The organism is Arenibacterium halophilum (assembly GCF_005938225.1).
In the GTDB taxonomy this organism is placed as follows: Bacteria; Pseudomonadota; Alphaproteobacteria; order Rhodobacterales; family Rhodobacteraceae; genus Arenibacterium; species Arenibacterium halophilum.
Genome location: NZ_VCPC01000005.1, coordinates 107,444 through 130,515, shown reverse-complemented (window position 1 = coordinate 130,515; position 23,072 = coordinate 107,444). Strand labels below are relative to the sequence as shown.

Genomic DNA, 23,072 nt, shown 5'->3' with positions numbered 1-23,072 from the left:
GGGGCCGGGCTATTTTGCCCGGCCCCTTCATGATTGCCTGTATCCGTCTGCCTTCTAGTCTAAACCGGCCTCGGCTGCGAGTTTGCGGATATTCGCGATCTCATCAGGGTTCTTGGTCGCGGCAAGATCAAGCGCGCCTTCGAACCACGCGGTCTGGAGCTTGGCCGCCAGTTCTTCGCTCAGCGCGGTCTCTTCCATGCCTTCTGCTTCAAGCGCGGTACGTTCCTTTTCGGCCAGCCCGTCGAAGATTGCGTTTGCCTCGGATTCGAAACTCACGGCGATCTGCTGAATCTCCTCGCGGGTGGCATCATCAAGCCCGTTCCAGGTGTCGAGGTTCATCAGCACCATGTGCGACACCTGTCCAAAGGTCGGGCGCATCATGTAATCCGCGACTTCATACCATTTGTAGGCGACGGCGCCGACAGTGGGCCAGGCAGCGCCATCCACGACACCGCGTTCCAGAGCGGGATAAATCTCGCCACCGGGCAGAACCACGGGAGACCCGCCAAGCGCCTCGATAGCCGGGTGATAGATCGGCGTTCCGCGCACCCGGCGCCCTTCAAGACCGTTATCGCCAACGGGCTCTTTCAGCATGATATGATAGCCGTTCAGGTCGAAGAGGACGGCAACCAGCTTCAGGCCGATTTCCTGATAGCCTTTGTCCACGGCTTCGAAGACACCGCCATCACGCAGATCGCCTGCGGTGCCGCTCATCGCGTCAAGCGACATGCCCATGGCCGTATCGTTGAAGTGATAGGCGCCATTGGTAAACAGCATGTCGAACAGGCCCCGCGCCACCGGATCAAGCTGCTCGAAGGGGGGAACCGTTTCCGGCCCCATGATCTGAATCTTCACACCTGCGGTGGTGTCATTTTCCAGCTTTTTGACGAAGGGCATCAGAACGTCGCTGACGGCGGCATAGCTGGAATCCCAGCTGGCCAGCAGGCGCAGATTCTGGGCATTCGCCACCCCGCCAAACGTCAAGGACGCCACAGCAGCAACCACTGCGCTTTTCCAGAATTTCATGTCGTATCCTCCCAGTGTTTCAGCCGCGTCGCCTGTTCGGTAAACGGCGTCGCTTGGCCGCTCGCGATATTATGAGCAATCTAAGTTTAGCCAGATCCCTTTTCTTTGCATCGGCTTGATGTGCTGACGGAGGCAGATTTCGCATATGTGAAACGGCGGCTGAAACGGGCCGAGCCCATACACAAGCTGCCCAGAAACCGTATCATCGAAATCCGAAACGGCCTCTGTGTGCGAGGCATGCAGAAGGCCCGGCCGTGGTGCCCGGCCTTGCAAGAGCGGCACCGCAAGACAGCGTAGGCGATGTCGGGATCAAGGGAGAAATCGCATGAAATTGACTCACGAAGAGGTCAGGCAAGTCCTGTCGATCATATCCGAGTCGTCCTTCGACTCGATCGAAATCAAGATGGGCGAGATCGCGATCTCGGCCAGCAAATCGGGCCCGCTGCGCGCCGAGTCAGTCGCCCCTGCACCGCCCACGCCGCAGGCGCCAGCTCAGACGCAGCAGGCTGAACCGCCGACACCCCCGCGTGCCGCTGCGGCTCCGAAAGCCAGTGACGTTGCCGACGAAGGCCTGATCGAGGTGACGTCACCGATGGTCGGCGTGTTCTACATCGCTCCAGAGCCGGGAGCCGATCCCTTTGTCGCCAAGGGCGATCTGATCGAGCCCGATACCACGGTCGGCATCATCGAGGTGATGAAGGTCTTCACCAGCATCCGCGCCGAGAAATCGGGCCGCGTGGTGCGTTGCCTTGTCGAAAACGGCGATTTTGTCGAGTTTGGGCAACCGTTGCTGCTGTTGCAGCCGGAGTCCTGAATGGCTCTGACACGTGTTCTTGTCGCCAACCGTGGTGAAATCGCGGTTCGGATCATCCGGGCTTGCCGTGCAATGGGGCTTGAAACGGTTGCAGCCGTTTCAGTGGCGGATCGCGACAGTCTTGCCGCGCGGATGGCGGATCGTGCGGTCTGCATCGGACCGGCCCGGTCGGCCGACAGCTATCTCAGGATAGATGCCCTGCTGGCCACCGCGCTAGGCACGGGGTGCGACGCCGTGCACCCCGGCTATGGTTTCCTGTCCGAGAACGCCGACTTCGCCGCCGCTTGCGATGAAAATGGTGTAACCTTCATCGGGCCGAGTGTCGAAAACATCCGCCAGATGGGCAACAAGTTGATTGCCCGTGACATTGCACAGCAGGTCGGCGTGCCACTCGCGCCGGGCTCGCCAAGAATTTCCAACTTCTCGAAAGCCCGTGACATCGCGGAAGAGATTGGAATGCCGGTGTTGTTCAAGGCCGCAGCCGGTGGCGGAGGGCGCGGTATTCGCATCGTCCAGAGTGAGAAAGACCTGCGGTCGGCATTCGAAACGGCCTCGGCCGAGGCGCAGGCGGCCTTTGGCGACAACGCGTTGTTTCTTGAACGCTACATAGGGAACGCGCGCCACGTCGAGGTGCAAATTCTGGCCGACCGCCACGGGAATGTCATCCATCTGGGCGAGCGGGACTGCTCGCTTCAGCGGCGCTACCAGAAGGTTCTTGAAGAGGCGCCCGCCTTTGATCTTCCGCAAGACATGCTGAACGGGCTGCGCGCGGCGGCAGTCTCACTCGCGCGGCACATCGGCTATCAAAGCGCGGGAACCGTCGAATTCATCGTCGACGTCGAGCGGCAGGATTTCTTCTTTCTGGAAATGAACACACGGGTGCAGGTCGAACACCCGGTCACCGAGACAATCACAGGGGTCGATATCGTCGCAGAGCAACTGCGCATCGCGGCCGGACAAGAACTTTCGATACGGCAGGAAGACGTTCGCTTTGATGGCCACGCCATCGAATGCCGGATCAACGCCGAGGCGCCGCTGCGTGGCTTTGCCCCGTCGCCGGGCCGGATCACCGAGTGGACACCGCCCGAGGGCGCGGGCATCCGGCTCGACAGCCACGCCCATGAAAACTACGTGGTGCCGCCTTTCTACGATTCGCTTGTCGGGAAACTGATCGTTCATGGGCGTGACCGGGCCGACGCGATCCGACGCACCCGTGATGCGCTTGACCGTTTCCATGTGCGCGGCATTGACACGACGATCCCGTTCCAGCGGTTCGTCCTGTCGCGCGAGAACTTCTTGGCCGGTCGCATCAACACGAAATGGCTCGAAGGCGTGGCAGACGCCTTTGCGGAATCCGAAACAGTCTGAGGGAGGCGGGCCAATGGCCGAGGAAATCAGGATCATCGACACCACGTTGCGCGACGGCCAGCAAAGTCTCTGGGCCATGAACATGCGAACCGGCTGGATGCTTCCGGCGCTGGATCAGCTGGATCAGGCCGGCTTTGAGGCGATGGAATTCTTCGTGCCCGTCGTTCAGATCAAGAAAATGATCCGCGACCTGTCCGAAGACCCGTTTGAATGGCTTCGACTGGGCGTGGCGCGCGCAAAGCACACACCGTTGCGGCTGCACGCCGGGTATCGCAGCGGGCTGGGAAAAGTCCCCGAAAGCGTGTCCAAGCTGATGGTGCAGAAGGTCATCGACTGCGGCATCAAGACGGCGCGAATCTCTGACCCCTGGAACGATTTCCAGACATTGAAGGAAGAACACGACGAATTGCGCCGCATGGGCATCGAGTCGGTCGTGAACCTGATCTATTCCGTGTCGCCGCGCCACACGACAGAGTATTTTGTCCAGCGCACGCGGGATGCCGCTGCTCTGCGGCCCTATCGGATCTGCTTCAAGGACGTGGGCGGTTTGCTGACGCCCGATCGGCTTCAGGACCTGCTGCCCAAGGTGCTTGAAGCCGCCGGAGACATACCGGTGGAATTTCACAACCATTGCAACAACGGGCTGGGCACGTTCAATCTACAGCAGGCGGTCGACCTTGGAATTCGTCACGTGCACAGTGCGATACCGCCCTTGGCCGAAGGGTCTTCGCAACCCTCTGTCTTTTCGGTTGTCCAGAACCTGCGGGCGCGCGGATACAATGTGCCACTCGATGATGCTCCCTGTCAGACTGCGGCTGACTACCTGACGCGGATCGCGGAACGCGAAGGGCTCGCCATAGGGCAGCCGCGTGCCTACGATGAAACCCTTTATGCGCATCAGATCCCGGGCGGAATGATTTCGAACCTGGAATACCAGCTTGAAAAGGTCGGGATGGGTGGACAGATGAACCTGATCCGGGAAGAGGCGGCACGGGTGCGGGCCGAATTCGGTTACCCGATCATGGTAACACCGCTATCTCAATTCGTCGGAACTCAGGCGGCAATCAATGTGATCACCGGTGCCCGCTACAAACAGGTCTCTGACGAGACCATTCAATATGCGCTTGGTCAATGGGGCCGCGAGGCCCTGGATCACATGGATGCAGACATTCGCGACCGTATCCTGGACAGGCCCCGCGCACGCGAGCTGGCCGCGCTCACCGTGGATCAGCCCGGTCTTGCAGAAGTGCGCCGCGCCATTGGTTCTGATCTCACCGACGAAGAACTCATCATCCGGTGCTATGTCGATCAGGATGCGGTTGATTTGGTGCGGCGTTTGCCGCCCCCCACGGAAGAGCCGCTCGGCCGGTCGCCCCTTGTTGAACTGGTGGCCAATCTTGCGGCCAAGAGCGCCTATGCCGATCTGAACGTCTCTGTTGGCGATCTGAGCATCCGCCTGCGGCGGTAGCGGTCCAGACCGACGGGGGCACTGCCCCCGTCGATTATTCGGCGGTCGCCCGGATGCAGTGGCGCATTCTGTTGGCCGGGCAACTTTGACTTCAGCCGACGTAGTCGGTCCAGGCCATGTCTTCGCCCTTCAGTCCGCCTTTCATCACCCGGGTCGGCAGGCCGATGCGATCAAGCAGGGTGAAGAACGGTTTCGGGTCCAGTTCTTCCACGTTCTTCATGGTCCCGGCGTCCCACTCGCCTGTCGCCACCAGCATGGCAGCGGCCACCGGGGGCACGCCCGCGGTGTAGGAAATGCCTTGGCTGCCGACCTCGGTATAAGCGTCCTTGTGATCGGCCACGTTATAGACGAACAGTTCGACAGGCGCGCCATCCTTCACGCCCTTCACCAGATCGCCGATGCAGGTCTTGCCGGTGTACTCGGGCGCAAGGCTCGCCGGGTCGGGCAGGCAGGCCTTGACCACCTTCAGCGGCACGACTTCGCCGCCGTCGGCGAGCTTCACCGGCTGTTCCGACAGCAGGCCGATGTTCTTCAGGACGGTAAACACGTTGATGTAGTGATCGCCGAACCCCATCCAGAACCGCACGTCGGCCTGGGGGTAGTTCACGGCCAGCGAATGCACCTCGTCATGGCCGGACTGATAGGCTTGTGAGGGGCCGACCACCGGCAGATCCCACTCGTGCCCGCTGGCGAACATGGTGGTTTCCTTCCACTGCTGGTCCTCCCAGTAGTAAACCACGCCGGTGAATTCACGAAAGTTGATTTCGGGGTCGAAGTTCGTGGCGAAATACTTGCCGTGGCTGCCTGCATTGATGTCGACGATGTCGATGCTTGTCACCTCGTCCATCTGGTCGATGGCAAAGCGGGCATAGGCGTTCACTACGCCCGGATCAAAGCCCGCCCCCAGAATCGCGGTCACGCCCTTCTCGGCGCAGGTCTCGCGGCGCTTCCATTCGTAGTTGGCATACCACGGCGGGGTTTCGCAGATCTTGTCGGGCTCTTCATGGATCGCCGTGTCGATATAGGCGGCGCCGGTTTCGATGCAGGCATCCAGAACGTGCATGTTCACGAAGGCGGTGCCCACGTTGATGACGATCTGCGCACCGGTGGCGCGGATCAGCGCGGCGACGGCGGCGCTGTCGGTGGCGTCAACCGCATGGGCCGAAAACGGGCTATCGACCTTCATCGCGCCCTTGGCCTGAACGCTGGCGATGATCGCGTCGCATTTGGCCACCGTGCGGCTGGCGATGTGCAGATCGCCCAGCACGTCATTGTTCTGCGCGCATTTATGCGCGACGACCTGGGCCACGCCCCCGGCGCCGATGATAAGTACGTTCTTTTTCAAGTCTGAATCCCCTCAGATGAAACGGCCCGCATCGCGCGGGCCAGTCAACAGGCGCCCCCAAGCGGGAGGCGCGGATAGATCACGACAGGGCCGCCGCGAAATCGTCATAGGTGAAGCCGCGCACCAGCCGTTCCGAGCCGTCAAGTTCGCGGATGACGATGGCGGGCATCTGCACCCCGTTAAACCAGTTTTTCTTGACCATTGTGTAACCGGCGGCGTCCTGAATCGACAGGCGGTCGCCTGGGGTCAGATCGGCGGAAAAGCGGAATTCGCCGAAGATATCGCCCGCAAGGCAGGATTTTCCGCAGATCATCCACTCTTTGTCACCAGATTCGGCCATCTTCGCGCTTTCACGATAGATCAGCAGATCCAGCATATGCGCCTCGATGGAACTGTCGACGATGGCCAGGTTCTTGCCGTTAAACAGCGTGTCGAGCACGGTCACTTCCAGCGTGGTGCTTTTGGTGATCGCGGCTTCGCCCGGTTCAAGGTAGACCTGTACCTCGTTCTCTCCGGCAAAGCGTTTCAGCCGCTCGGCCAGCCGGTCCAGCGGGTAGCCTTCGCCGGTGAAATGGATGCCGCCGCCCAGGCTGATCCAGTCCATGCGGCGGATCAGGGCGCCGAACCGCGCCTCGATCTGGGTCAGCATGTCGTCAAACCGGTCGAAATCGGCGTTTTCGCAGTTGTTGTGGAACATGAAGCCGGAAATCAGATCGGCGACGGGTTCGATGGTGTCGGGGCTGTGTTCGCCCAGCCGCGAGAACGGGCGGGCCGGGTCGGCAAGGTCGAATCCGCTGGTCGAGACGCCCGGATTGACGCGCAAGCCGCGGGTGTGATCGCGCGAAGCCTCTTCAAACCGCAGCAACTGCTGGGCGGTGTTGAAGATCACCTTGTCGGAATTGGCCAGCACCTCGGGGATTTCCTCGGGTGCCCAGGCCACGGAATAGGCGTGGGTTTCTCCGGGAAATTTCTCGCGCCCCAGCTTGACCTCGAACAGCGAAGACGAGGTCGTGCCGTCCATGTACTCGCTCATCATGTCGAACACCGACCATGTGGCGAAACACTTCAGCGCCAACAGAGCCTTGGCACCCGAGGTCTCGCGCAGGTGGGCGATTTTCTCGAGGTTGGGCAGAAGACGGGATTTGTCGATCAGGTAATAGGGCGTCTGCATGTACGTCGGGGCCTTTGCGGTCGGGACGGGATGCACGGGCGGGCGCGCAGAGGTTCGGGCGCGCGTTTAGCCTGCCTGCCCTTGGCCCGCAATGCCCCGGGGGCGGGTTCACAGGGCTTTTATGCGCTTATTGTGGCGCCAACGGCCTGGCGAGGGCTTGGGCGTCGTGCGGAACATGCTATGGAGCACGGGTTGAAGTGAACAGGATCATGGCGTTGATCGAAGCTGCGCGTCCCTCTGAAACATCCCCCGTGCGCGTCACGCTGGAGGATGTCAGCCTGGCCATTGACGGCCGCCAGGTGTTCGAGCGTTTGTCGCTTGATCTGACGCCGGGGCATGTCGGGCTGATCGGGCGCAATGGCGCGGGCAAATCGCAGCTGTTGCGCATGATCGCCGGGCTGGTCACGCCCGACAGCGGGCAGGTGCGGGTGGATGGGTTCGACCCCGCGAAAGACCGCCGCCGGGCGACGGCCACTATCGGGTTCGTGTTCCAGAACCCCGACCACGCGCTGCTGTTTCCCACGGTGATCGAAGAACTGTCGTTCGGCCCAAAGGCGCAGGGCGCGACCAAGGCGCAGGCCGAGCAGGTGGCCGATGATCTGCTGGTCCGCTTCGGCGTTCCCGCATGGCGCGACCGGCTGGTGCATTCGCTGTCGCAGGGGCAGAAACACCTGCTGGGGCTGATGGCGGCCTGCACGAACGGGCCGAAGCTGCTGATCCTGGATGAGGTGTTCGCCGGGCTCGATCTGCCGACATCTCGCAGTCTGCGTCACATCCTGAACGGGCTGGGCATGGCCCGGATCGAAGCGAACCACGATCTGGCCGCGCTGGCGGGGTGCGACCGGGTGCTGCGCATCGCGGGCGGGGCGGTGGGCGACGACGGCGCGGCGGATCCGGTGATCGCGCGCTACATGTCCGAGATGGAGGCGCTGCCTCTGGCGCCCGGTGCGCTGTGATCGGGGCGTTGTCGGCCAGGCCCACGGCGCTGCACCGCGTGTCGGCGGGGGTGAAACTGGTGGTGCTCTGCGTCTTTTGCACCGGGGTCAGCATGGCGGGCTGGCCCGGCGCGGGCTGGGTCGGGCTGGCCTGTGTGCTGCTGGGCGGGCTGGCGCTGGGGCCGTGGTTTGCCGGGCTGATCCTGCGCGACCTGAAAGGCCCGGCGTTCATCGCGGCGCTGATCTTCGGCTTTCAATGGGTCGCGGGGCGGTTCGATCTGGGGGTGTCGCTGGCCGGAACGCTGCTTGCCTGCATCTCGGCGGCGATGATGCTGTCGCGCACGACATCTCCGGCCGAGCTGCTGGACGTGATCGACGGCTGGCTGGCCCGGCTGCGCCTGCCGCGCAAGTACCGCCAGCGGCTGGCGCTGGCCATCGCGCTGACGCTGCGGTTCATCCCTGCGATTTCCGGCCGTGCCGACGTGCTGCGGCTGGCGCATCTGGCGCGCTCGCCCAAACGGGCGGGCTGGCGCCTTGTCACACCGCTTGCTATCGGAACACTGGACGAAGCCGATCAGGCCGCGGACGCGCTGCGCGCGCGGGCGCATATCGAATAGGCCCACATCGAAGGGGAGTTGGGGACATGGAAAAACATCTGACGCGGATCGCATTGTTCGCCGCACTTATCGCCGCACTTGGGCTGCTGCCCAAGCTGACGCTGACATCGGGCATTCCGATCACCGCGCAAAGCATGGGGATCATGCTGGCGGGCACCATCCTTGGCGCGCGCAACGGTGCGCTTTCGGTGCTGCTGTTCCTGTTCCTTGTGGCGCTTGGGCTGCCGCTGCTGGCCGGGGGCCGGGGCGGGCTGGGCGTGTTCTTTGGCCCGACGCTGGGCTACCTGATCGGCTTTGCCATCGGCGCCTATGTCACGGGGCTGGTGGCCGAGCGGTTCACAAACCGCATGTCCTTTGTCGCCGCACTCAGTGGTGCCGTGGTGGGCGGCATCGTCGTTGTAACGATCTGCGGCATCATCGGCATGGCGGTGATGATGGATGTGTCGCTGGTCACGGCGACGGGCTTTGCGCTGCCCTTCATTCCGGGCGATCTGATCAAGGCGGGGATCACCGCCGCCATCACGGCCGCCTTTTGGAAAGCCCGGCCAAGCCTGGCCAACGCGGCATAGGCCAGACATGAAAAAGGGCCCGCGCCATGCGGGCCCTTTGCCTTTGGGGCAGGAGGTTTACGCCGCCTGACGTGCCGCGGCGACAGAGTCCTCCAGAATATCCAGCGCTTCGGTGAAGATTTCGTTCTGGATCGTGATCGGCGCCAGGAAGCGGATCACGTTGCCATGCACGCCGCATGTCAGCAGCACCAGACCGCGGTTCAGCGCCTCGGCGCGGACGCGGTTGGCCATGTCGGGGTTCGGGGCCGAGCCGTCGGCGGTGTTGAATTCCGCCGCGACCATGAAGCCGGGGCCACGGATTTCCGCGATTTCCGGCGTGGTGGTGCGGATCGCTTCGAGCCGCTGTTTCAGCCGCGAGCCCAATTCGTTGGCGCGGTTGCAAAGGTCTTCTTCTTCGATCACGTCCAGCACGGCATTTGCCGCAGCGATGCCCAGCGGGTTGCCGCCATAGGTGCCGCCAAGGCCGCCGGGCTGCGCGGAATCCATCACCTCGGCCCGGCCCGTGACCGCCGCCAGCGGCAGACCGCCGGCAAGGCCCTTCGCCATGGTCGTCATGTCGGGGAACACATCGTAGCCTTCCATCGCGAACAGGTGGCCGGTGCGGGCGAATCCGGTCTGGATTTCGTCAGCGATCAACAGGATGCCGTGGGTGTCGCACAGCTTGCGCAACCCGCGCATCAGCTCGGCCGGGGCGGGGTAGAATCCACCTTCGCCCTGCACGGGCTCAAGGATGATCGCGGCAACGCGGTTCGGGTCCAGATCGGATTTGAACAGGCCGGTCAGCGCGGCCATCGACTGCTCGGTGGTGGTGCCGTGCAGCTCGATCGGGAAGGGCACGTGGTAGACATCGGGCATCATCGCGCCAAAGTTCGTCTTGTAGGGCGCGACCTTGCCGGTCAGGCTCATCCCCATGAAGGTCCGGCCATGGAAAGCGCCACCAAAGGCGATCACCGCCGGGCGGCCGGTGTGGGCGCGCGCGATCTTGATCGCGTTTTCAACGGCTTCGGCGCCGGTGGTCACAAAGACGGTTTTCTTTTCGAAATCGCCCGGCACCTTTTCGTTCAGCCGCTCGGCCAGACGGATGTAGTTTTCATAGGGCAGCACCTGGTGGCAGGTGTGGGTAAAGTTCATCGACTGGGCGCGCACGGCCTCCATCACCTTGGGGTGGCAATGGCCGGTGTTCACAACCGCGATGCCGGCGGCAAAGTCGATATACCGCTTGCCTTCCACATCCCAGACTTCCGAGTTCTGCGCCCGCTCGACGTAAACCTGGGTCTGCATGCCGACCCCGCGCGAGATCGCGGCATCGCGACGTTTCGAGATTTCGGCGTTCAACACTGTGGTGTTCCTTATCCTGATGGCGGCAGCACGGCCGCCGGTTTGACTGGCGCACAATAGAACGTTCAGAATTTGCCAAAAGTCTGTTTCTTGAGATCTGCAAGCCTTTGATTATGCTAAGCTGACTTGCAGGGTGTTCACTATCATGACCATTGAGGCAGAAAATTCCGAATATGGCGATCTTGGCCCGCGTCTGCGGGCGGTGCGCGAAGGCGCCGGGCTGTCGCAGCGTGCACTGGCGAAACGCGCGGGCGTGCCGAATTCTACCATATCCTTGATCGAATCGGGCAAGATGAATCCGTCGGTCGGGGCGCTGCATCGCATTCTTGTGGGCATTCCGATCAGCATGTCGGAATTCTTTGCCTTTCAGCCCGAGCCGGAAAAGACGGTGTTCTATGCCGCCGAGGATCTGGTGGAGCTGGGCAAGGGGCGGCTGTCGTTGAAACAGGTCGGCACCTCGCTGTTCGGGCGCGCGATGATGATCCTGCACGAAACCTATGACATCGGCGCCGACACGGGGCGGGTTAAATACGGGCACGAGGGCGAAGAGGGCGGCGTGGTGATTTCTGGCCGGGTCGAGATTACGGTGGGCGATCAGCGCAAGATCCTTGGGCCCGGCGATGCCTATTACTTTGACAGCCGCGCGCCGCATCGGTTCCGCCAGGTCGGTCCCGAGAAATGCGTCGTCGTCAGCGCCTGCACGCCGCCGACCTTCTAGCGCGGCAGCTTTCCTAAAATTTCCAGAAGAAGAACAGCGTCTTGCACGAATTGCCGCAACGCGGCGCGTGGGGCGCGTTGACAGCTTTGCCGACTTGTTTCAATATCGTATATTATGTTTTGCACAGTGAAACAACATTGGCAAGGCAGAATTTACGCAGGGGAGGAGACCTGACATGAAACTATTCGGACTGTCCGCAGCGCTGATTTGCGCCGTGCCGCTGTCGGCGCTGGCTCAGGACGTGACAATCAAGATGGGGCACGCGGCCTCGTCCAAGCATATTTTCCAGACCGGGCTTGAAATGTTCGCCGAGAAGGTCGCCGAGAAAACCGGCGGCTCGGTGGCTGTCGAGGTGTTTGGCGACCGTCAGCTGGGTGACGACAAGCAGCTGCTCGAAGGGTTGCAGATTGGTCTGATCGACGGCGCGCTGGTGTCGACGGCCACGCTGCCGCTGGTGCTGAACGCCACCGCTTTTGACGCGCTGCAACTGCCCTTCGTGGCGGGCAGCTATCAAAGCGTGTCGGATGTGCTGACGTCCGATCTGGGCGATGAACTGCTGGCCACGCTGGACGATAAATCCATCAAGGGTGTTGGCTTTATCGAAGCGGGTCTGCGCCACTTCCTGACCACGGGCGACGCCATCGGTTCCACCAGCCAGTTCGCGGGACTGAAAACCCGCATCGTGCCGATCCCGCTGCACAAAGCAACTTGGGAAGCCATCGGCGTGAACCCCATCGGCATGGCCTACGGCGAGGTTTATTCGGCGCTGGAAACCGGCACCATCGACGCGGTTGAAATCAACGTGTCGTCGGTCGAATCCGAGAGCCTGTATGACGCGGGCAAGAACCTGACGCTGACCGGCCATTACTTTTGGCCCGGTGCGATCATGCTGGCACAGGCCACATGGGACAAGCTGAGCGACGAACAGAAGGCCGCCGTTGAAGAGGCCGGCCGCGAAACCACGGCCGAGGCCTATGCGCTGGCAGCAAGCCAGGAGGACGAGACCATCGCCAAGCTGGAAAGCCAGGGCGTGACCGTGACCAAGCTGGGCGATCTGGACGTGATGCAGGGCGCCACCGCGCAGGTCGTCACCGACTGGTCGGGCAAGGATCCGCTGATCGGCCGTATCGTCGACGCGCTCAAGGCGGGCAACTAAGCGATGGCCGGCACGAACGTCTACAAGTGGACCGAGCTGCCCCGCGAACAGGTGCGTGAAGGTGTGTCGCGCACCGCGTTCCGGGGCGAAGGCGCGCTGATGGTGATGAACTGGCTGGAGCCGGGGATGGAGAAGAAACCCCATTCCCACCCGTTCGAGCAGCTGGCCTATATCCTGTCGGGCCGCGTCCGGTTTGAAATCGGCGATGACGTGGTCGAGGTTGGTGCCGGAGAGGTCGTGCGCATTCCGCCCGACGTGGTGCATTGCGGCGAAGCCCTTGGCGACGAAACGGCGGTGAACCTTGACGTGTTCGCGCCGCCGCGCGCCGATTACCTGCACCTGACCGAATATCAGGAAAAGGATTTCGGTTAGGTCAAGGCCGGGCGCCTGACGCGCCCGGCACTCCTCTTCAGGTTAACCACCAGACCGCCCGCGCTGCTGCGCCGGGCCAACGGGGCAGGCTTGCCCGGGCCCTAGGATCAAGGAACAGGAACCGACATGACAGTTCGGTCTTTGCAGACACCCTTTCGCGCCGGGCTAAGGTGGCTTTTGATCACCACAATTGCCTTGCTGCTGGGCATCATGACCGTACAGGTCGTCATGCGATACGGGTTCAATGCCTCGCTGCTCTGGGCCGAGGAGATGTGCCGTTACCTGCTGATCTGGCTGTCGTTCCTGGCCGTGGTGCTGGCCTATGAACGGGGCGAGATCGCGGCGCTGACCTTCCTGTATGAACGGCTGTCGCGGGTACCTGCGCTGCTGCTTTATGCGCTGACAACAGCCATGTCGCTGGGGCTGTGTTTGCTGCTGGTGCGCTATGGCTGGGTCTTTGCCGAACGGGCGGGCGGCGCCAACATCCCGGCAATGCGCTTTATTCTGGATGATATCTTTGGTCCCGGCGCGGTCGAGCCACCAACGTCGTTCTGGGTCTACATTGCGCTGCCGGTGGGCATGGCGCTGCTGGCGCTGCGGCTGGCCGCCGATCTGGTGGCCTGCATCGCGGCCATCCCGGCAGGGCGCACACTGGCGCAGGCCATCGACCCGGGCGCACGGGGGGCCACGCAATGATCCTGTACCTTGCCGCCTTTGTCGCCTGCATGTTTATCGGCGTGCCGATCGCGATGTCGCTGGGGCTGTCTTCGGTCGTGTACCTGTTCGCGATGGACCGCTGGCAGCTGATGATCGGCTTTCCGCAAAAGATGATCGCGGGAGTCGACAACTTCGTTCTGCTCACGATCCCCTTCTTCATCCTGGCTGGTAACCTCATGAACTCGGCCGAGCTGACGCGCCAGATCGTGCGCTTTGCCCAGATGCTGGTGGGCCGGGTACGCGGGGGGTTGGCCGTGGTGAACGTTCTTGCCTCGATGATGTTTTCCGGCGTGTCCGGCGCTGCCACGGCCGAGGCCTCGGCCATCGGGTCCATCATGATCCCGGCGATGCGGCGCGATGGGTATCGCGCGGAATATGCCGCCGCGCTGACCGCCGCCGGGTCGATCCTGGGCCCGCTGGTGCCGCCGTCGCTGTCGCTTATCCTGTACGGCGTGCTGACCGGCACCTCGATTTCCGACCTGTTCCTGGCCGGGATTGTTCCGGCCTTCATCCTCTGCGGTCTGCTGATCGTCTACGCTATGTGGCGCGCCCGGGTCGAGGGGCACCCGCTGCCCGAACCGGTGCCCGCGTCGGAACGGCTGCCGCTGGCGGTCAAGGCGGTGCCTGCGCTGCTCTTGCCGGTGATCATCGTGGGCGGCATCCGGTCGGGTGTGTTCACCCCGACCGAGGCCGCCGCTGTTGCCGCGCTTTATGCGCTGCTGGTGGGCATGATCCTTTATGGCACTTTGTCGCCGTCAAAGATCGCCCAGGCGTTTTATGACACTGCCACCATGACGGCGGGGGTGATGCTGATCGTGGCGATGGCCTCAATGACCGCCTTCATCCTTGGGATCGAGAACATTCCACGGGAAATTGCCGGGCTGATGCGCGGCCTCAGCGATCAACCGTGGATCCTGCTGATCCTGCTGAACGTGGTCTTGCTGATCCTTGGGCTGTTCCTTGAACCGCTGGCGGCGCTGGTGCTGGCGATGCCGATCCTGAACGAAATCTTTCCGCTGCTGGACATCGACCCGGTGCAATTCGGCATCATGGTCGTGCTGAACCTGATGATCGGGATGATCACGCCGCCGGTGGGGCTGTGCCTGTTCATCGTGACCGCCATCAGCAAGGAACCGCTGGAGCGCGTGGCCTATGCCATCCTGCCGATGATCGCGATCTGCCTTGTCACGCTGATGCTGGTGGCCTTCGTGCCCGCTTTCACCCTGTCGCTTCCAGCCTTGTTCGAGGGATGACCATGCCCGACAAAAGCAGTTCCAACGTCACCAACCAATCCACCGTCGCGGCCTTCGCGATACTCGAAGAGATGGTGCGCCAGAACGAACCCTCGCGCGTGACCGACCTGGCTAACGCGCTGGGGATGCCACGCGCGCGCATATACCGATACCTGCAAACGCTGGTCTCGCTGGGCTATGTGCGGCAGGATCCGGCGACCGAACGCTATCGGCTGACGCTGAAGCTGTACCATCTTGGGCAGGCGATTGCCGATGGCACCCAGTTGATCGCCGCCGCGCGGCCCGTTTTGCAGGCGCTGCGCGACGCCGTGGGGCAGACGGTGACGATTTCCATTCCCGAATCCACCGGGATGCGCGTGCTGGATATCGTGCGCGTCGAAACCCCGGTGCAGATCGTGACGCGCCCCGGCGCCATCCTGTCGGTGCATCGTTCGGCGCAGGGCAAGATCGCGCTGGCATTCGGCCCGATGGACACCTCGGGCCTGCCCGACACCGACCAGCCGCGCGACCGCGTCCGGTTCGACGCCGAAGTGGCGCGCGCCCGCGAAACCGGCTGGGCCGTCGCCCCGGAAGAGGCCTTGCCGGGGGTGAACGCCCTGTCGGCCCCGATCTTCGATATCGACAACCGGCTGGTGGCCACGATCACCGTTGTTGGCCCTGTGACCGATCTTGAACCCGAACCCGCCCCGCATTTCATCGCTGCCCTGTCGCGGGCTGCGCGTGAAATCTCGGCCGAAATTGGATGTATGGAGTACCCCCTATGACGCGTTATTCGCTTGCCATCGACATTGGCGGCACCTTTACCGATGCCGTTCTGCTGGCCTCGGACGGCCGCACCTTTGTCGACAAGACGCTGACAACCCACAACAACCTGCTCGAAGGCTTCTTTCGCGGCGTCGATCTTGTAACCGGTCGCGCCGGGATCGCGGCGGCCGATGTGGACGACGTGGTCGTACATGCCACAACCGTCGTCACCAACGCGCTGATCGAACGCAAGGGCCCGCCCGTCGCGATCATCCTGACCGAAGGGTTCCGCGATATCCTCTATATCCGTGAGGAACACCGCTATGACATGTACGACCCGCAGATCGAGTTCGCCGAACCGCTGATCCCGGCGGACCGGACGTTCACGCTGAAGGAACGCATCTTTGCCGATGGCACCGTCGGCACCCCGGTGGATCGGGACGCGGTTCTGGGCATTATCGCCGAGTGCCGTGCAAAGGGCATCGTGTCGGTCGCCATCTGTCTGCTGAATTCCTATCGCAACGGCGCGAACGAAGAAGCCGTGCGCGCGATCTTCGAGGAAGAAGCGCCTGAAATCTATGTCTCTCTGTCATCGGTCATCGCGCCGCAGATGCGGGAATACCTGCGCGCCTCCACCGTGGCGATCAACGCCTATACCGTGCCGATCACCCGCCCCTACCTGACCGCGCTGATCGCCGAGTTGAAGGAACGCGGCTTCCGCCAGCAACCGCTGATCATGCTGTCGAACGGCGGCGTGATCGGGGCCGAACGCGCCAGCACCATGCCGGTGCGGATGATCGAAAGCGGCCCGGCGGCGGGCGCACTGGTGGCCTGTTACTTCAGCCGTATCTTCGGGATTCCCGACCTGATTTCCTTTGACATGGGCGGCACCACCGCCAAGGCCTGCATGGTGCAGGGGCATGAACCCCTTGTGACCGGCACGTTCGAGGTCGACCGCCGCTATCGCTTCAAGCCGGGGTCGGGAATGCCGATCACCGTGCCCTCGATCGACATGATCGAGATCGGGGCAGGGGGCGGCTCCATCGCCTCGGTCAACGACCTTGGGTTGCTGAAGATCGGGCCGGAAAGCGCCGGATCGATGCCCGGGCCGGTGTGCTACGGGCGCGGCGGCACCGACCCGTGTGTGACCGACGCCGACCTTGTGCTGGGCATCCTGAACGCCGACCGCTTCCTGGGCGGCGACATGCAGCTGAACCTGTCGGGCGCCGAAGCCGCCTATGACGCGCTGGGGGAAACGCTGGGCCTGTCGCGCGAGAAAGCCGCCTGGGGCGTGTTCGAGGTTGTCTGCGAGCAGATGGCCGCCGCCACCCGGACCCACGCCACCGAACGCGGCATCGACTATCGCGGCCAGCCGATGCTGGCCTTTGGCGGCGCCGGGCCGGTGCACGCCTGCATGGTGGCGGAATTGACCGAAAGCCCCAAGGTGATCTATCCGCCGCTTGCCTCGGTCCTGTCGGCCTTCGGCACGCTGGTGACTCCCGCGCAGATCGACCTTGTGCGCAGCCATGTTGCCACGCTCGACACGCTGGATTGGTGCGGCGTTGACACGGTCCTGAACGCGATGATCGCCGAGGGCGCCACCGCCCTGGGAGAGGCCGGCATTCGCGAAGAGGATTTCACCTACGCCTTCTCGGCCGAGATGCGGTACGTCGGGCAGCAATCCGAAGTGCGCGTGCATTTGGAGAATGACCCCCGCAAGACCCGCGACGCCCGGGCCATCAAGGACCTGTTCGAGGCGGAATACCACCGCCAATACGGGCTGAAGCTCGACGGGATGAACATCGAAATCGTGAACTGGCTGGTCACTGCCTCGGGGCGTCAGCCGGAACGCGACACCGGCACGGTGCCGACGGAAGGCACCCGCGGCACGGAATCGCGGCCCGTCCACATCCGGGGCGAGGCCCGCGAGGTGCCCGTCTGGCAGCGCCACGCCATCACCGAGGGCGACCGCATTACCGGCCCCGTCATCATCGAAGAACGCGAAACCACCATCTTCGTGCTCGAAAACTGGGTGGTCACACGACACGACAGCGGCAGCCTTGTCGCCGAGAAAACGGGAGAGAACTGATGGACGGCGTCGAACTGCAAATCCTGTGGAGCAACCTGATCGGGATCGTCAGCGAACAGGCCCGCGCCCTGCAACGCATCGCCTTTTCGCCCATCGTGCGCGAGGCGGGCGACCTGGCCAACGGGCTGTTCGATGAACAGGCCCGGATGGTCGCGCAGGCGGTGACGGGCACGCCCGGGCACATCAACTCGCTGGCCGCCGCCGCGCGCAACCTGCTGGACAGCTATGATGTCGACACGCTGAAACCGGGCGACGTGCTGATCACCAACGACCCGTGGATGTCGGCCGGGCACTTCTTTGACATCACGGTCCTGTCGCCGATCTTTCGTGGCAAGCGGATCATCGGCTATGCGGGCTCTACCATCCACCACGCCGATATCGGTGGCTATGGCATCGGCTCGGGCGCGCGCGACATCCACGAGGAAGGCCTGTGGATCCCGACGATGAAGCTCTACGATGCGGGCAAGCCGAACGAGACGCTGTTCCAGATCATCCGCCGCAACGTGCGCACCCCAGACGCGCTGATGGGCGATCTGGGCGCGCAGGTGTCATCCGGCATCATCGCGTCCGACCGGCTGAACGCGCTCTGCGACCGTTACGGGCTCGACGATATCGCCGCGCTGTCGGATGAAATCATCGCCCGCTCCGAAACCGCCACCCGCGAGGCGATCCGCAAGCTGCCGGGCGGCACCTATCACGGGGAATCGCAGTTCGACGTGCCCGGCGGGCAGGTCATCACCCTGAAAACCGCCGTTACCATCGACGCCGACAAGGGCGAGATCGAGGTCGATTTCGAAGGATCTTCGGGCCCGTCCAACATGGGCATAAACGTGGTGCCCGCCTATACCCACGCCTATGCCACTTTCGCAGTGCGCTCGTCGCTCAACCCCGACCTGCCCAACAACGCGGGCAGCCTTGCGCCGATCCGGCTGAAACTGCCCGATCAATGCGTGGTGAACGCGAAATACCCCTCGCCGGTGAATGCGCGGCACGTGGTGGGGATGTACGTGCCCTTCCCGATTCTCAAGGCGCTGGCGCAGGTGATCCCCGATCGCGTGGTCGCCGAAGGCTCGGGCGCGGTCTGGACGATCCAGATCCAGGGCAAGGACCGCGATGGCAAACCGTTTACCTCTTCGATGTTCAACTACTCGGGCGGCATGGGCGCGCGGGCGGCAAAACCGGGCATCTCGGCAGTGTGCTACCCCACCGGGGTTTCGGCCGTGCCGGTCGAAGTGCTGGAGGCCGCCTATCCCATCGCCTTCACCTGCAAGGAGCTGGAGCACGGCACCGGCGGCACCGGCAAGCAACCCGGCGGCGATGGCCAGCGGATCGGCTATCGCATGCGCACGGGCCAGCCCTGGCTGCTGAACACGATCCCCTCGCGTCTGAAAGCGGGCCCCGAGGGCCTGCTCGGCGGCGGCGACGGCGCGGCGGGCGTCTTCCGCATCAATGGAGAAGATGTCACCGACACCCGCAAACGCGAGATGCAGCCCGACGACGAGGTGTTCATGATCACCCCGGGCGGCGGTGGATACGGCGCGGCCTGATAGCGTCGCAACCATTCCCGAAACGGAGCGCCGCGGGTAACCCCGCGTCGCATGCGAATCTTGGCCGCCCCATCCGGGGCGGCGTCGGGGCGTTGGACATCCGCGCTGACGATGCAGTCTCGAACAGGCGTGCGCTGTCCAATTTAGGCTGGCTGGATGACGCTCGGAAAACTGGCCGCGGTCTTGTTTCTTTGGGCCAGAAATATCCCGGGGGAGTCCCGTAGGGACGGGGGCAGAGCCCCCCACGCTTTCAACTGACATTTCTCTTTCGCACAATTGTGTCACAGCCACCGCATGGCAGGGCTGCTCAAATATGGGGCATGCTGTATAAAAATACATATATCTTTCGTGCATTTATGAGCAAACCACCGGATCGGGCGAAAATTCCGCTTTGCGCAGCAAAAAACAGGGAGCATACTCCGTAAAAATTCTGACGGAGGTACGATGACTTACCCACAGACCTTGGTCTGGAGGCAGGGGGCCCGGGCGGACCGGCGCGATCCATCTCTTGACGCCGCGCAACAGGAGCGCGGGAGATGACGCTATTCGCTCAATTCGTTCTGACGGGCATTGTGACGGGCTGTTTCCTGATCCTTGCCACGATCGGCTTTTCCTTCACTCGCCGGGTCGAGGGGTTTCTGAATATCGCCCATGCCGAGCTGCTGGGTGTGTCGGCCTTTACCACCTGGGCGCTGAACAAGCTGCTGGGGTGGAACATCTTCCCCTCGGCCTTTGTGGCCATCGTCTTTACCGCCTTTGTCGGACTGGCCATCGGGCGCATCGTCTATGACCCGATCCGTCGTTTCGGGCCTTCGGTGATGCTGATCACCTCGGTCGGGGTGGCCTATGCCATCGGCGGCACCATGGATGCGCTGATTGGCACCGGTATCCGCACGCTCGACATTCCGCTGGCGTCAAGCATCCGGTTCTGGGGTCTGCGGATCACCAATTACCAGCTGCTGGTCGTGGTTCTGGCCGTGGTCGCCTGTGCTTCTCTGGCGCTGTTCCTGAACAAATCGAAGACCGGTCTGGCCATTCGCGCCATGTCGGCCAACCCCGAGCTTGCCGCCTCGCGCGGGATCGACGTGCAAAAGACCAGCCGCGCGACATGGTTGATTTCGTCGGGCATGGCCGGGTTGGCGGGCGTCATGCTGGGCGTCATCGCGACGCTGTCGACCGATATCGCCTTTCACCAGATCCTTCAGATTCTCGCCGTGGCGATCCTGGCCGGGCTGGGCTCGCTTTACGCGGTGATCCTGTCGGGGCTGATCGTGGGCGTGGCGATGGATGTGTCGGTGTTCTGGATCCCGGCGGGCTATCGGCCGCTGATCGCCTTTGCCGTCGTCATCCTTGTTCTGTTGATCCGGCCCCAGGGCCTGGCAGGGAGCGCGCAAAGCAAATGATCTATTCCCTTATCCTGACCACGCTGATGTTCGGGGCGATGTTTTCCGTCCTGACCGTGTCGCTGAACCTTCAGTATGCGCGCGGCGGCATGATCAACTTTGGCACCGTGGCCTATTTCGCGGCCGGCGCCTATGCCTATGCCATCGTCACGCAGGAGCCGCCTTCGGGGCTGGACCAATATGCGCTTGGCCTGAACGCGCCCTGGTGGATCGGCTTCATCGCCGCTGGCATCGCCGCCATGGTCTTTGCGGTCATCACCGGCTGGCCCACCCTTCGGCTGCGCGGCGAATATCTGGCTCTGACCACCTTTGCGTTTGCCGAGGTGTTCCATTCGATCCTGCTGAACGAACGACGGATCGGCAATGGCAGCGTGGGCATGGCCAACGTGGAACGGCCCGATCCGGCGGTGCTGGGGCTGGATGACACGCTGGCCTATACCGCCGCCGCCTGTGTGCTGATGCTGCTGACAGCCTGGGTGTTTCACCGCCTGCTGGCCTCGCCCTATGGGCGGCTGGTGGATGCGACCCACAACGATGAAATCGCGGCGGAATCGGTGGGCAAGAACACCGCCCGGGTGCGGCTGCAGATCTTCGTGATCTCGGCCATTCCGATCGGCTTTGCCGGGGCGCTTTACGCGATGATTACCACGCTGGTCGCCCCAGCGTTGTTCACGGCCGAGGTTACGTTCTTCGTGTGGATCGCGCTGGCACTTGGGGGCGAACGCACGATCCTTGGCGCGATCCTGGGCACGATGGCCTTGGTCTTCTTTCAGGAAGCGGTGCGGATGATCCCGTTTGAAACCGTGCGCAGTGCGCAGATCGCCGCCTCGGTCGAGGAGGTCATCACCGGCATCCTGTTCATCATCGTGCTGCGCTGGCAGCCCTGGGACCGACTGGCACGGAAGGCCACAACATGAGCGACACCATTCTGCAACTGAAGGGCGTCATCAAGGAATTCCGCAAGTTCCGCGCCGTGGGCGGGGCCGAGGGGCTGACGTTCGATGTGCGCCGCGGCGGGTTCCTTGGGCTGATCGGGCCGAATGGCGCGGGCAAATCCACCACCTTCAACCTGATCTCGGGGGTGCTGGAGCCGACGATGGGCACCGTCACCTTTGACGGGACCGACCTGTCGTCGCTCAGCATCGCCGAAATCGCGGGCCTTGGTCTGGGGCGTACGTTCCAGACGCCGCGCGCCTTCGACAGCCTGAGCGTTCTCGACAACGTGATGGTGGGCCTCGCCCACGATGAAGAGGGGCCGCTGGCCGCGCTTCTGGGGCGCTGGAAAGGCACTGAACGCGCGTTGACCGGCAAGGCCGAAGCGGCGCTGGAGCGGGTCGGGCTGATCGCGCGGCGCCATGACAGCGTCTCGAACCTGTCGGGCGGCGAGCTGCGGATGCTGGAAGTCGCCCGCCAGCTGGTGCGCGAACCGCGCATCCTGCTGCTGGACGAACCCACCGCCGGGGTGGACCCGACCCTGCAAGGCAAGCTGTCGCAGATCCTGTCGGACCTTCACGCGCAGGGCACCACGCTGATTGTCGTGGAACACAACCTGGGCTTCCTGATGTCGCTGGCCGACAGCGTGGTTGTCCTGCAAAACGGCGGGCTGCTGGCGCAAGGCGCCCCCGATGATATCCGCCGCGATCCGGCCGTGATCGCGGCCTACCTGGGGGCCGATCATGAAGCTTGAGGTCAAGGGGCTGCACAGCGGCTATGGCAAGGTCACGATCCTGCATGGCGTGAACCTTGTCGCCGAACCGGGCGAAATCACCTGTGTTCTGGGGCCCAACGGGGCGGGCAAATCCACCCTGATGAAAACCATCGCGGGGCATTTGCCTGCAAGCGACGGACAGATCGTGATCGACGGTTCACCCGTCAGCGGGTTGAACGCGCTGTCCGCCACCAAGGCGGGCATCGGATATGTCGCACAAGAACGCAACACCTTCGCCGAGATGACGGTGCGCGACAACCTGCTGGCCTCGGCGCTGTCGTTTCCGGGCAGCGCAGGGCTGATCGAAGAAACCTATCGCCGCTTCCCGATCCTTCAGGAACGCGCGGGCCAGTTGGCGGCAACGCTGTCGGGCGGCGAGCGCCAGACGCTGGCGATTGCCAATGCGCTGCTGGCCTCGCCCAAGCTGCTGATCCTCGATGAACCGACTGCCGGCCTTGCGCCGATCTTTGTCGACCGCATCGTGGACTGGATCACCGAACTGGCCGCCGCCGGCATGAGCGTGATCTGGGTCGTCGAGCAGAACCCCGAGAAGATCCTGAAAATCTCGCGGACCACCTGGATGCTTGATGCCGGGCGCAACCGCGAAACCCTGCCCAGTTCCGACCTGCTGGAACCCGGGCGGCTCGAAGAGATGCTGTTGCAGGCCCACTAGCCTGCAATCGCACTGCAATAAGATCCAAACCCAACAAGGAG

Annotated in this window: 22 protein-coding genes; 18 read left to right on the top strand and 4 right to left on the bottom strand. The window is 63.2% G+C overall.

The annotated features are described in order from the left end of the window. Nucleotides 1–54: 54 nt before the first annotated feature. The gene (gene dctP / locus FGK64_RS19870) at nucleotides 55–1,026 is read right to left on the bottom strand and encodes a TRAP transporter substrate-binding protein DctP (RefSeq protein WP_138865616.1); all 972 of its coding nucleotides are present in this window, start codon (nucleotides 1,024–1,026) and stop codon (nucleotides 55–57) included. A gap of 325 nt (nucleotides 1,027–1,351) precedes the next feature. On the opposite strand from dctP, the gene accB reads away from it, so the two are divergent. Genes accB through FGK64_RS19855 form a run of 3 tightly spaced genes read left to right on the top strand, consistent with a single transcriptional unit; the run spans nucleotide 1,352 to nucleotide 4,676 of the window. After that, nucleotides 1,352–1,840: an acetyl-CoA carboxylase biotin carboxyl carrier protein gene (accB, locus tag FGK64_RS19865; protein WP_138865615.1), complete on the top strand. Its 489-nt coding sequence runs from the start codon at nucleotides 1,352–1,354 to the stop codon at nucleotides 1,838–1,840. After that, complete coding sequence (gene accC / locus FGK64_RS19860) at nucleotides 1,841–3,208, top strand: acetyl-CoA carboxylase biotin carboxylase subunit (RefSeq protein WP_138865614.1); 1,368 nt, start codon at nucleotides 1,841–1,843, stop codon at nucleotides 3,206–3,208. 13 nt (nucleotides 3,209–3,221) lie between these two features. Continuing rightward, nucleotides 3,222–4,676, top strand: a complete 1,455-nt coding sequence (locus tag FGK64_RS19855) for a hypothetical protein (RefSeq protein WP_171054159.1) — start codon at nucleotides 3,222–3,224, stop codon at nucleotides 4,674–4,676. Nucleotides 4,677–4,767: 91 nt separating this feature from the next. Here FGK64_RS19855 and FGK64_RS19850 read toward each other — a convergent pair whose 3' ends face one another. Both FGK64_RS19850 and FGK64_RS19845 read right to left on the bottom strand, forming a co-directional pair. Further along, nucleotides 4,768–6,021, bottom strand: coding sequence for a saccharopine dehydrogenase family protein (locus FGK64_RS19850; protein WP_138865612.1), 1,254 nt, complete (start codon nucleotides 6,019–6,021; stop codon nucleotides 4,768–4,770). 79 nt (nucleotides 6,022–6,100) lie between these two features. Then, a complete protein-coding gene (locus FGK64_RS19845) occupies nucleotides 6,101–7,192 on the bottom strand; it encodes a carboxynorspermidine decarboxylase (RefSeq protein WP_138865611.1) in 1,092 nt (363 codons plus the stop codon). Nucleotides 7,193–7,401: 209 nt separating this feature from the next. Here FGK64_RS19845 and FGK64_RS19840 point away from each other — a divergent pair, with 209 nt between their 5' ends. The 3 genes from FGK64_RS19840 to FGK64_RS19830 are packed head-to-tail and all read left to right on the top strand — an operon-like array spanning nucleotide 7,402 to nucleotide 9,313. Further along, a complete protein-coding gene (locus FGK64_RS19840) occupies nucleotides 7,402–8,148 on the top strand; it encodes an energy-coupling factor ABC transporter ATP-binding protein (RefSeq protein ID WP_210236591.1) in 747 nt (248 codons plus the stop codon). Between the two features lie 8 nt (nucleotides 8,149–8,156). Continuing rightward, nucleotides 8,157–8,744 (top strand): energy-coupling factor transporter transmembrane component T family protein, encoded by a 588-nt coding sequence (locus tag FGK64_RS19835; protein WP_171054157.1) that lies wholly within the window; start codon nucleotides 8,157–8,159, stop codon nucleotides 8,742–8,744. Nucleotides 8,745–8,770: 26 nt separating this feature from the next. Beyond that, complete coding sequence (locus FGK64_RS19830) at nucleotides 8,771–9,313, top strand: biotin transporter BioY (RefSeq protein ID WP_138865608.1); 543 nt, start codon at nucleotides 8,771–8,773, stop codon at nucleotides 9,311–9,313. A 57-nt stretch (nucleotides 9,314–9,370) separates the two neighbouring features. Here the strand turns inward: FGK64_RS19830 and FGK64_RS19825 are convergent, their stop codons facing one another. After that, complete coding sequence (locus tag FGK64_RS19825; protein ID WP_138865607.1) at nucleotides 9,371–10,651, bottom strand: 4-aminobutyrate--2-oxoglutarate transaminase; 1,281 nt, start codon at nucleotides 10,649–10,651, stop codon at nucleotides 9,371–9,373. A 145-nt stretch (nucleotides 10,652–10,796) separates the two neighbouring features. Here FGK64_RS19825 and FGK64_RS19820 point away from each other — a divergent pair, with 145 nt between their 5' ends. The 12 genes from FGK64_RS19820 (at nucleotide 10,797) to FGK64_RS19765 (ending at nucleotide 23,031) form a co-directional block, all read left to right on the top strand. Next, complete coding sequence (locus FGK64_RS19820; RefSeq protein WP_138865606.1) at nucleotides 10,797–11,369, top strand: cupin domain-containing protein; 573 nt, start codon at nucleotides 10,797–10,799, stop codon at nucleotides 11,367–11,369. Nucleotides 11,370–11,544: 175 nt separating this feature from the next. Then, nucleotides 11,545–12,525 carry a TRAP transporter substrate-binding protein gene (locus FGK64_RS19815; RefSeq protein WP_138865605.1) on the top strand — a complete coding sequence of 327 codons (981 nt, stop codon included), beginning with the start codon at nucleotides 11,545–11,547 and terminating at the stop codon, nucleotides 12,523–12,525. A 3-nt stretch (nucleotides 12,526–12,528) separates the two neighbouring features. Then, nucleotides 12,529–12,897: a cupin domain-containing protein gene (locus FGK64_RS19810; protein WP_138865604.1), complete on the top strand. Its 369-nt coding sequence runs from the start codon at nucleotides 12,529–12,531 to the stop codon at nucleotides 12,895–12,897. 126 nt (nucleotides 12,898–13,023) lie between these two features. After that, nucleotides 13,024–13,593: a TRAP transporter small permease gene (locus FGK64_RS19805; protein WP_138865603.1), complete on the top strand. Its 570-nt coding sequence runs from the start codon at nucleotides 13,024–13,026 to the stop codon at nucleotides 13,591–13,593. After that, on the top strand, nucleotides 13,590–14,867 hold the full coding sequence (locus FGK64_RS19800) for a TRAP transporter large permease (protein WP_138865602.1): 1,278 nt from the start codon (nucleotides 13,590–13,592) through the stop codon (nucleotides 14,865–14,867). The genes FGK64_RS19805 and FGK64_RS19800 overlap by 4 nt, the downstream gene beginning before the upstream one ends. 2 nt (nucleotides 14,868–14,869) lie before the next feature. After that, on the top strand, nucleotides 14,870–15,631 hold the full coding sequence (locus tag FGK64_RS19795) for an IclR family transcriptional regulator (RefSeq protein ID WP_171054156.1): 762 nt from the start codon (nucleotides 14,870–14,872) through the stop codon (nucleotides 15,629–15,631). After that, a complete protein-coding gene (locus FGK64_RS19790) occupies nucleotides 15,628–17,700 on the top strand; it encodes a hydantoinase/oxoprolinase family protein (protein WP_171054155.1) in 2,073 nt (690 codons plus the stop codon). Before FGK64_RS19795 ends, FGK64_RS19790 begins: the two co-directional genes overlap by 4 nt. Beyond that, complete coding sequence (locus FGK64_RS19785) at nucleotides 17,700–19,247, top strand: hydantoinase B/oxoprolinase family protein (protein ID WP_138865599.1); 1,548 nt, start codon at nucleotides 17,700–17,702, stop codon at nucleotides 19,245–19,247. The genes FGK64_RS19790 and FGK64_RS19785 overlap by 1 nt, the downstream gene beginning before the upstream one ends. A 536-nt stretch (nucleotides 19,248–19,783) precedes the next feature. After that, nucleotides 19,784–20,650 (top strand): branched-chain amino acid ABC transporter permease, encoded by an 867-nt coding sequence (locus tag FGK64_RS19780; protein ID WP_138865598.1) that lies wholly within the window; start codon nucleotides 19,784–19,786, stop codon nucleotides 20,648–20,650. Further along, on the top strand, nucleotides 20,647–21,567 hold the full coding sequence (locus FGK64_RS19775) for a branched-chain amino acid ABC transporter permease (RefSeq protein WP_138865597.1): 921 nt from the start codon (nucleotides 20,647–20,649) through the stop codon (nucleotides 21,565–21,567). The genes FGK64_RS19780 and FGK64_RS19775 overlap by 4 nt, the downstream gene beginning before the upstream one ends. Then, nucleotides 21,564–22,337 (top strand): ABC transporter ATP-binding protein, encoded by a 774-nt coding sequence (locus FGK64_RS19770; protein WP_138865651.1) that lies wholly within the window; start codon nucleotides 21,564–21,566, stop codon nucleotides 22,335–22,337. The genes FGK64_RS19775 and FGK64_RS19770 overlap by 4 nt, the downstream gene beginning before the upstream one ends. Further along, nucleotides 22,327–23,031: an ABC transporter ATP-binding protein gene (locus FGK64_RS19765; RefSeq protein WP_138865596.1), complete on the top strand. Its 705-nt coding sequence runs from the start codon at nucleotides 22,327–22,329 to the stop codon at nucleotides 23,029–23,031. The genes FGK64_RS19770 and FGK64_RS19765 overlap by 11 nt, the downstream gene beginning before the upstream one ends. Nucleotides 23,032–23,072: the final 41 nt, after the last annotated feature.

Bases quoted from the DNA above. Each gene is read 5' to 3' on its own strand.
- FGK64_RS19830 (WP_138865608.1), top strand. From the start codon at position 8,771: ATGGAAAAACATCTGACGCGGATCGCATTGTTCGCCGCACTTATCGCC.
- FGK64_RS19800 (WP_138865602.1), top strand. From the start codon at position 13,590: ATGATCCTGTACCTTGCCGCCTTTGTCGCCTGCATGTTTATCGGCGTG.
- FGK64_RS19770 (WP_138865651.1), top strand. From the start codon at position 21,564: ATGAGCGACACCATTCTGCAACTGAAGGGCGTCATCAAGGAATTCCGC.
- FGK64_RS19795 (WP_171054156.1), top strand. From the start codon at position 14,870: ATGCCCGACAAAAGCAGTTCCAACGTCACCAACCAATCCACCGTCGCG.
- accB (WP_138865615.1), top strand. From the start codon at position 1,352: ATGAAATTGACTCACGAAGAGGTCAGGCAAGTCCTGTCGATCATATCC.
- FGK64_RS19855 (WP_171054159.1), top strand. From the start codon at position 3,222: ATGGCCGAGGAAATCAGGATCATCGACACCACGTTGCGCGACGGCCAG.
- FGK64_RS19810 (WP_138865604.1), top strand. From the start codon at position 12,529: ATGGCCGGCACGAACGTCTACAAGTGGACCGAGCTGCCCCGCGAACAG.
- FGK64_RS19780 (WP_138865598.1), top strand. From the start codon at position 19,784: ATGACGCTATTCGCTCAATTCGTTCTGACGGGCATTGTGACGGGCTGT.
- FGK64_RS19765 (WP_138865596.1), top strand. From the start codon at position 22,327: ATGAAGCTTGAGGTCAAGGGGCTGCACAGCGGCTATGGCAAGGTCACG.
- FGK64_RS19845 (WP_138865611.1), bottom strand. From the start codon at position 7,192: ATGCAGACGCCCTATTACCTGATCGACAAATCCCGTCTTCTGCCCAAC.
- accC (WP_138865614.1), top strand. From the start codon at position 1,841: ATGGCTCTGACACGTGTTCTTGTCGCCAACCGTGGTGAAATCGCGGTT.
- FGK64_RS19790 (WP_171054155.1), top strand. From the start codon at position 15,628: ATGACGCGTTATTCGCTTGCCATCGACATTGGCGGCACCTTTACCGAT.
- dctP (WP_138865616.1), bottom strand. From the start codon at position 1,026: ATGAAATTCTGGAAAAGCGCAGTGGTTGCTGCTGTGGCGTCCTTGACG.
- FGK64_RS19840 (WP_210236591.1), top strand. From the start codon at position 7,402: ATGGCGTTGATCGAAGCTGCGCGTCCCTCTGAAACATCCCCCGTGCGC.
- FGK64_RS19805 (WP_138865603.1), top strand. From the start codon at position 13,024: ATGACAGTTCGGTCTTTGCAGACACCCTTTCGCGCCGGGCTAAGGTGG.
- FGK64_RS19815 (WP_138865605.1), top strand. From the start codon at position 11,545: ATGAAACTATTCGGACTGTCCGCAGCGCTGATTTGCGCCGTGCCGCTG.
- FGK64_RS19785 (WP_138865599.1), top strand. From the start codon at position 17,700: ATGGACGGCGTCGAACTGCAAATCCTGTGGAGCAACCTGATCGGGATC.
- FGK64_RS19775 (WP_138865597.1), top strand. From the start codon at position 20,647: ATGATCTATTCCCTTATCCTGACCACGCTGATGTTCGGGGCGATGTTT.
- FGK64_RS19820 (WP_138865606.1), top strand. From the start codon at position 10,797: ATGACCATTGAGGCAGAAAATTCCGAATATGGCGATCTTGGCCCGCGT.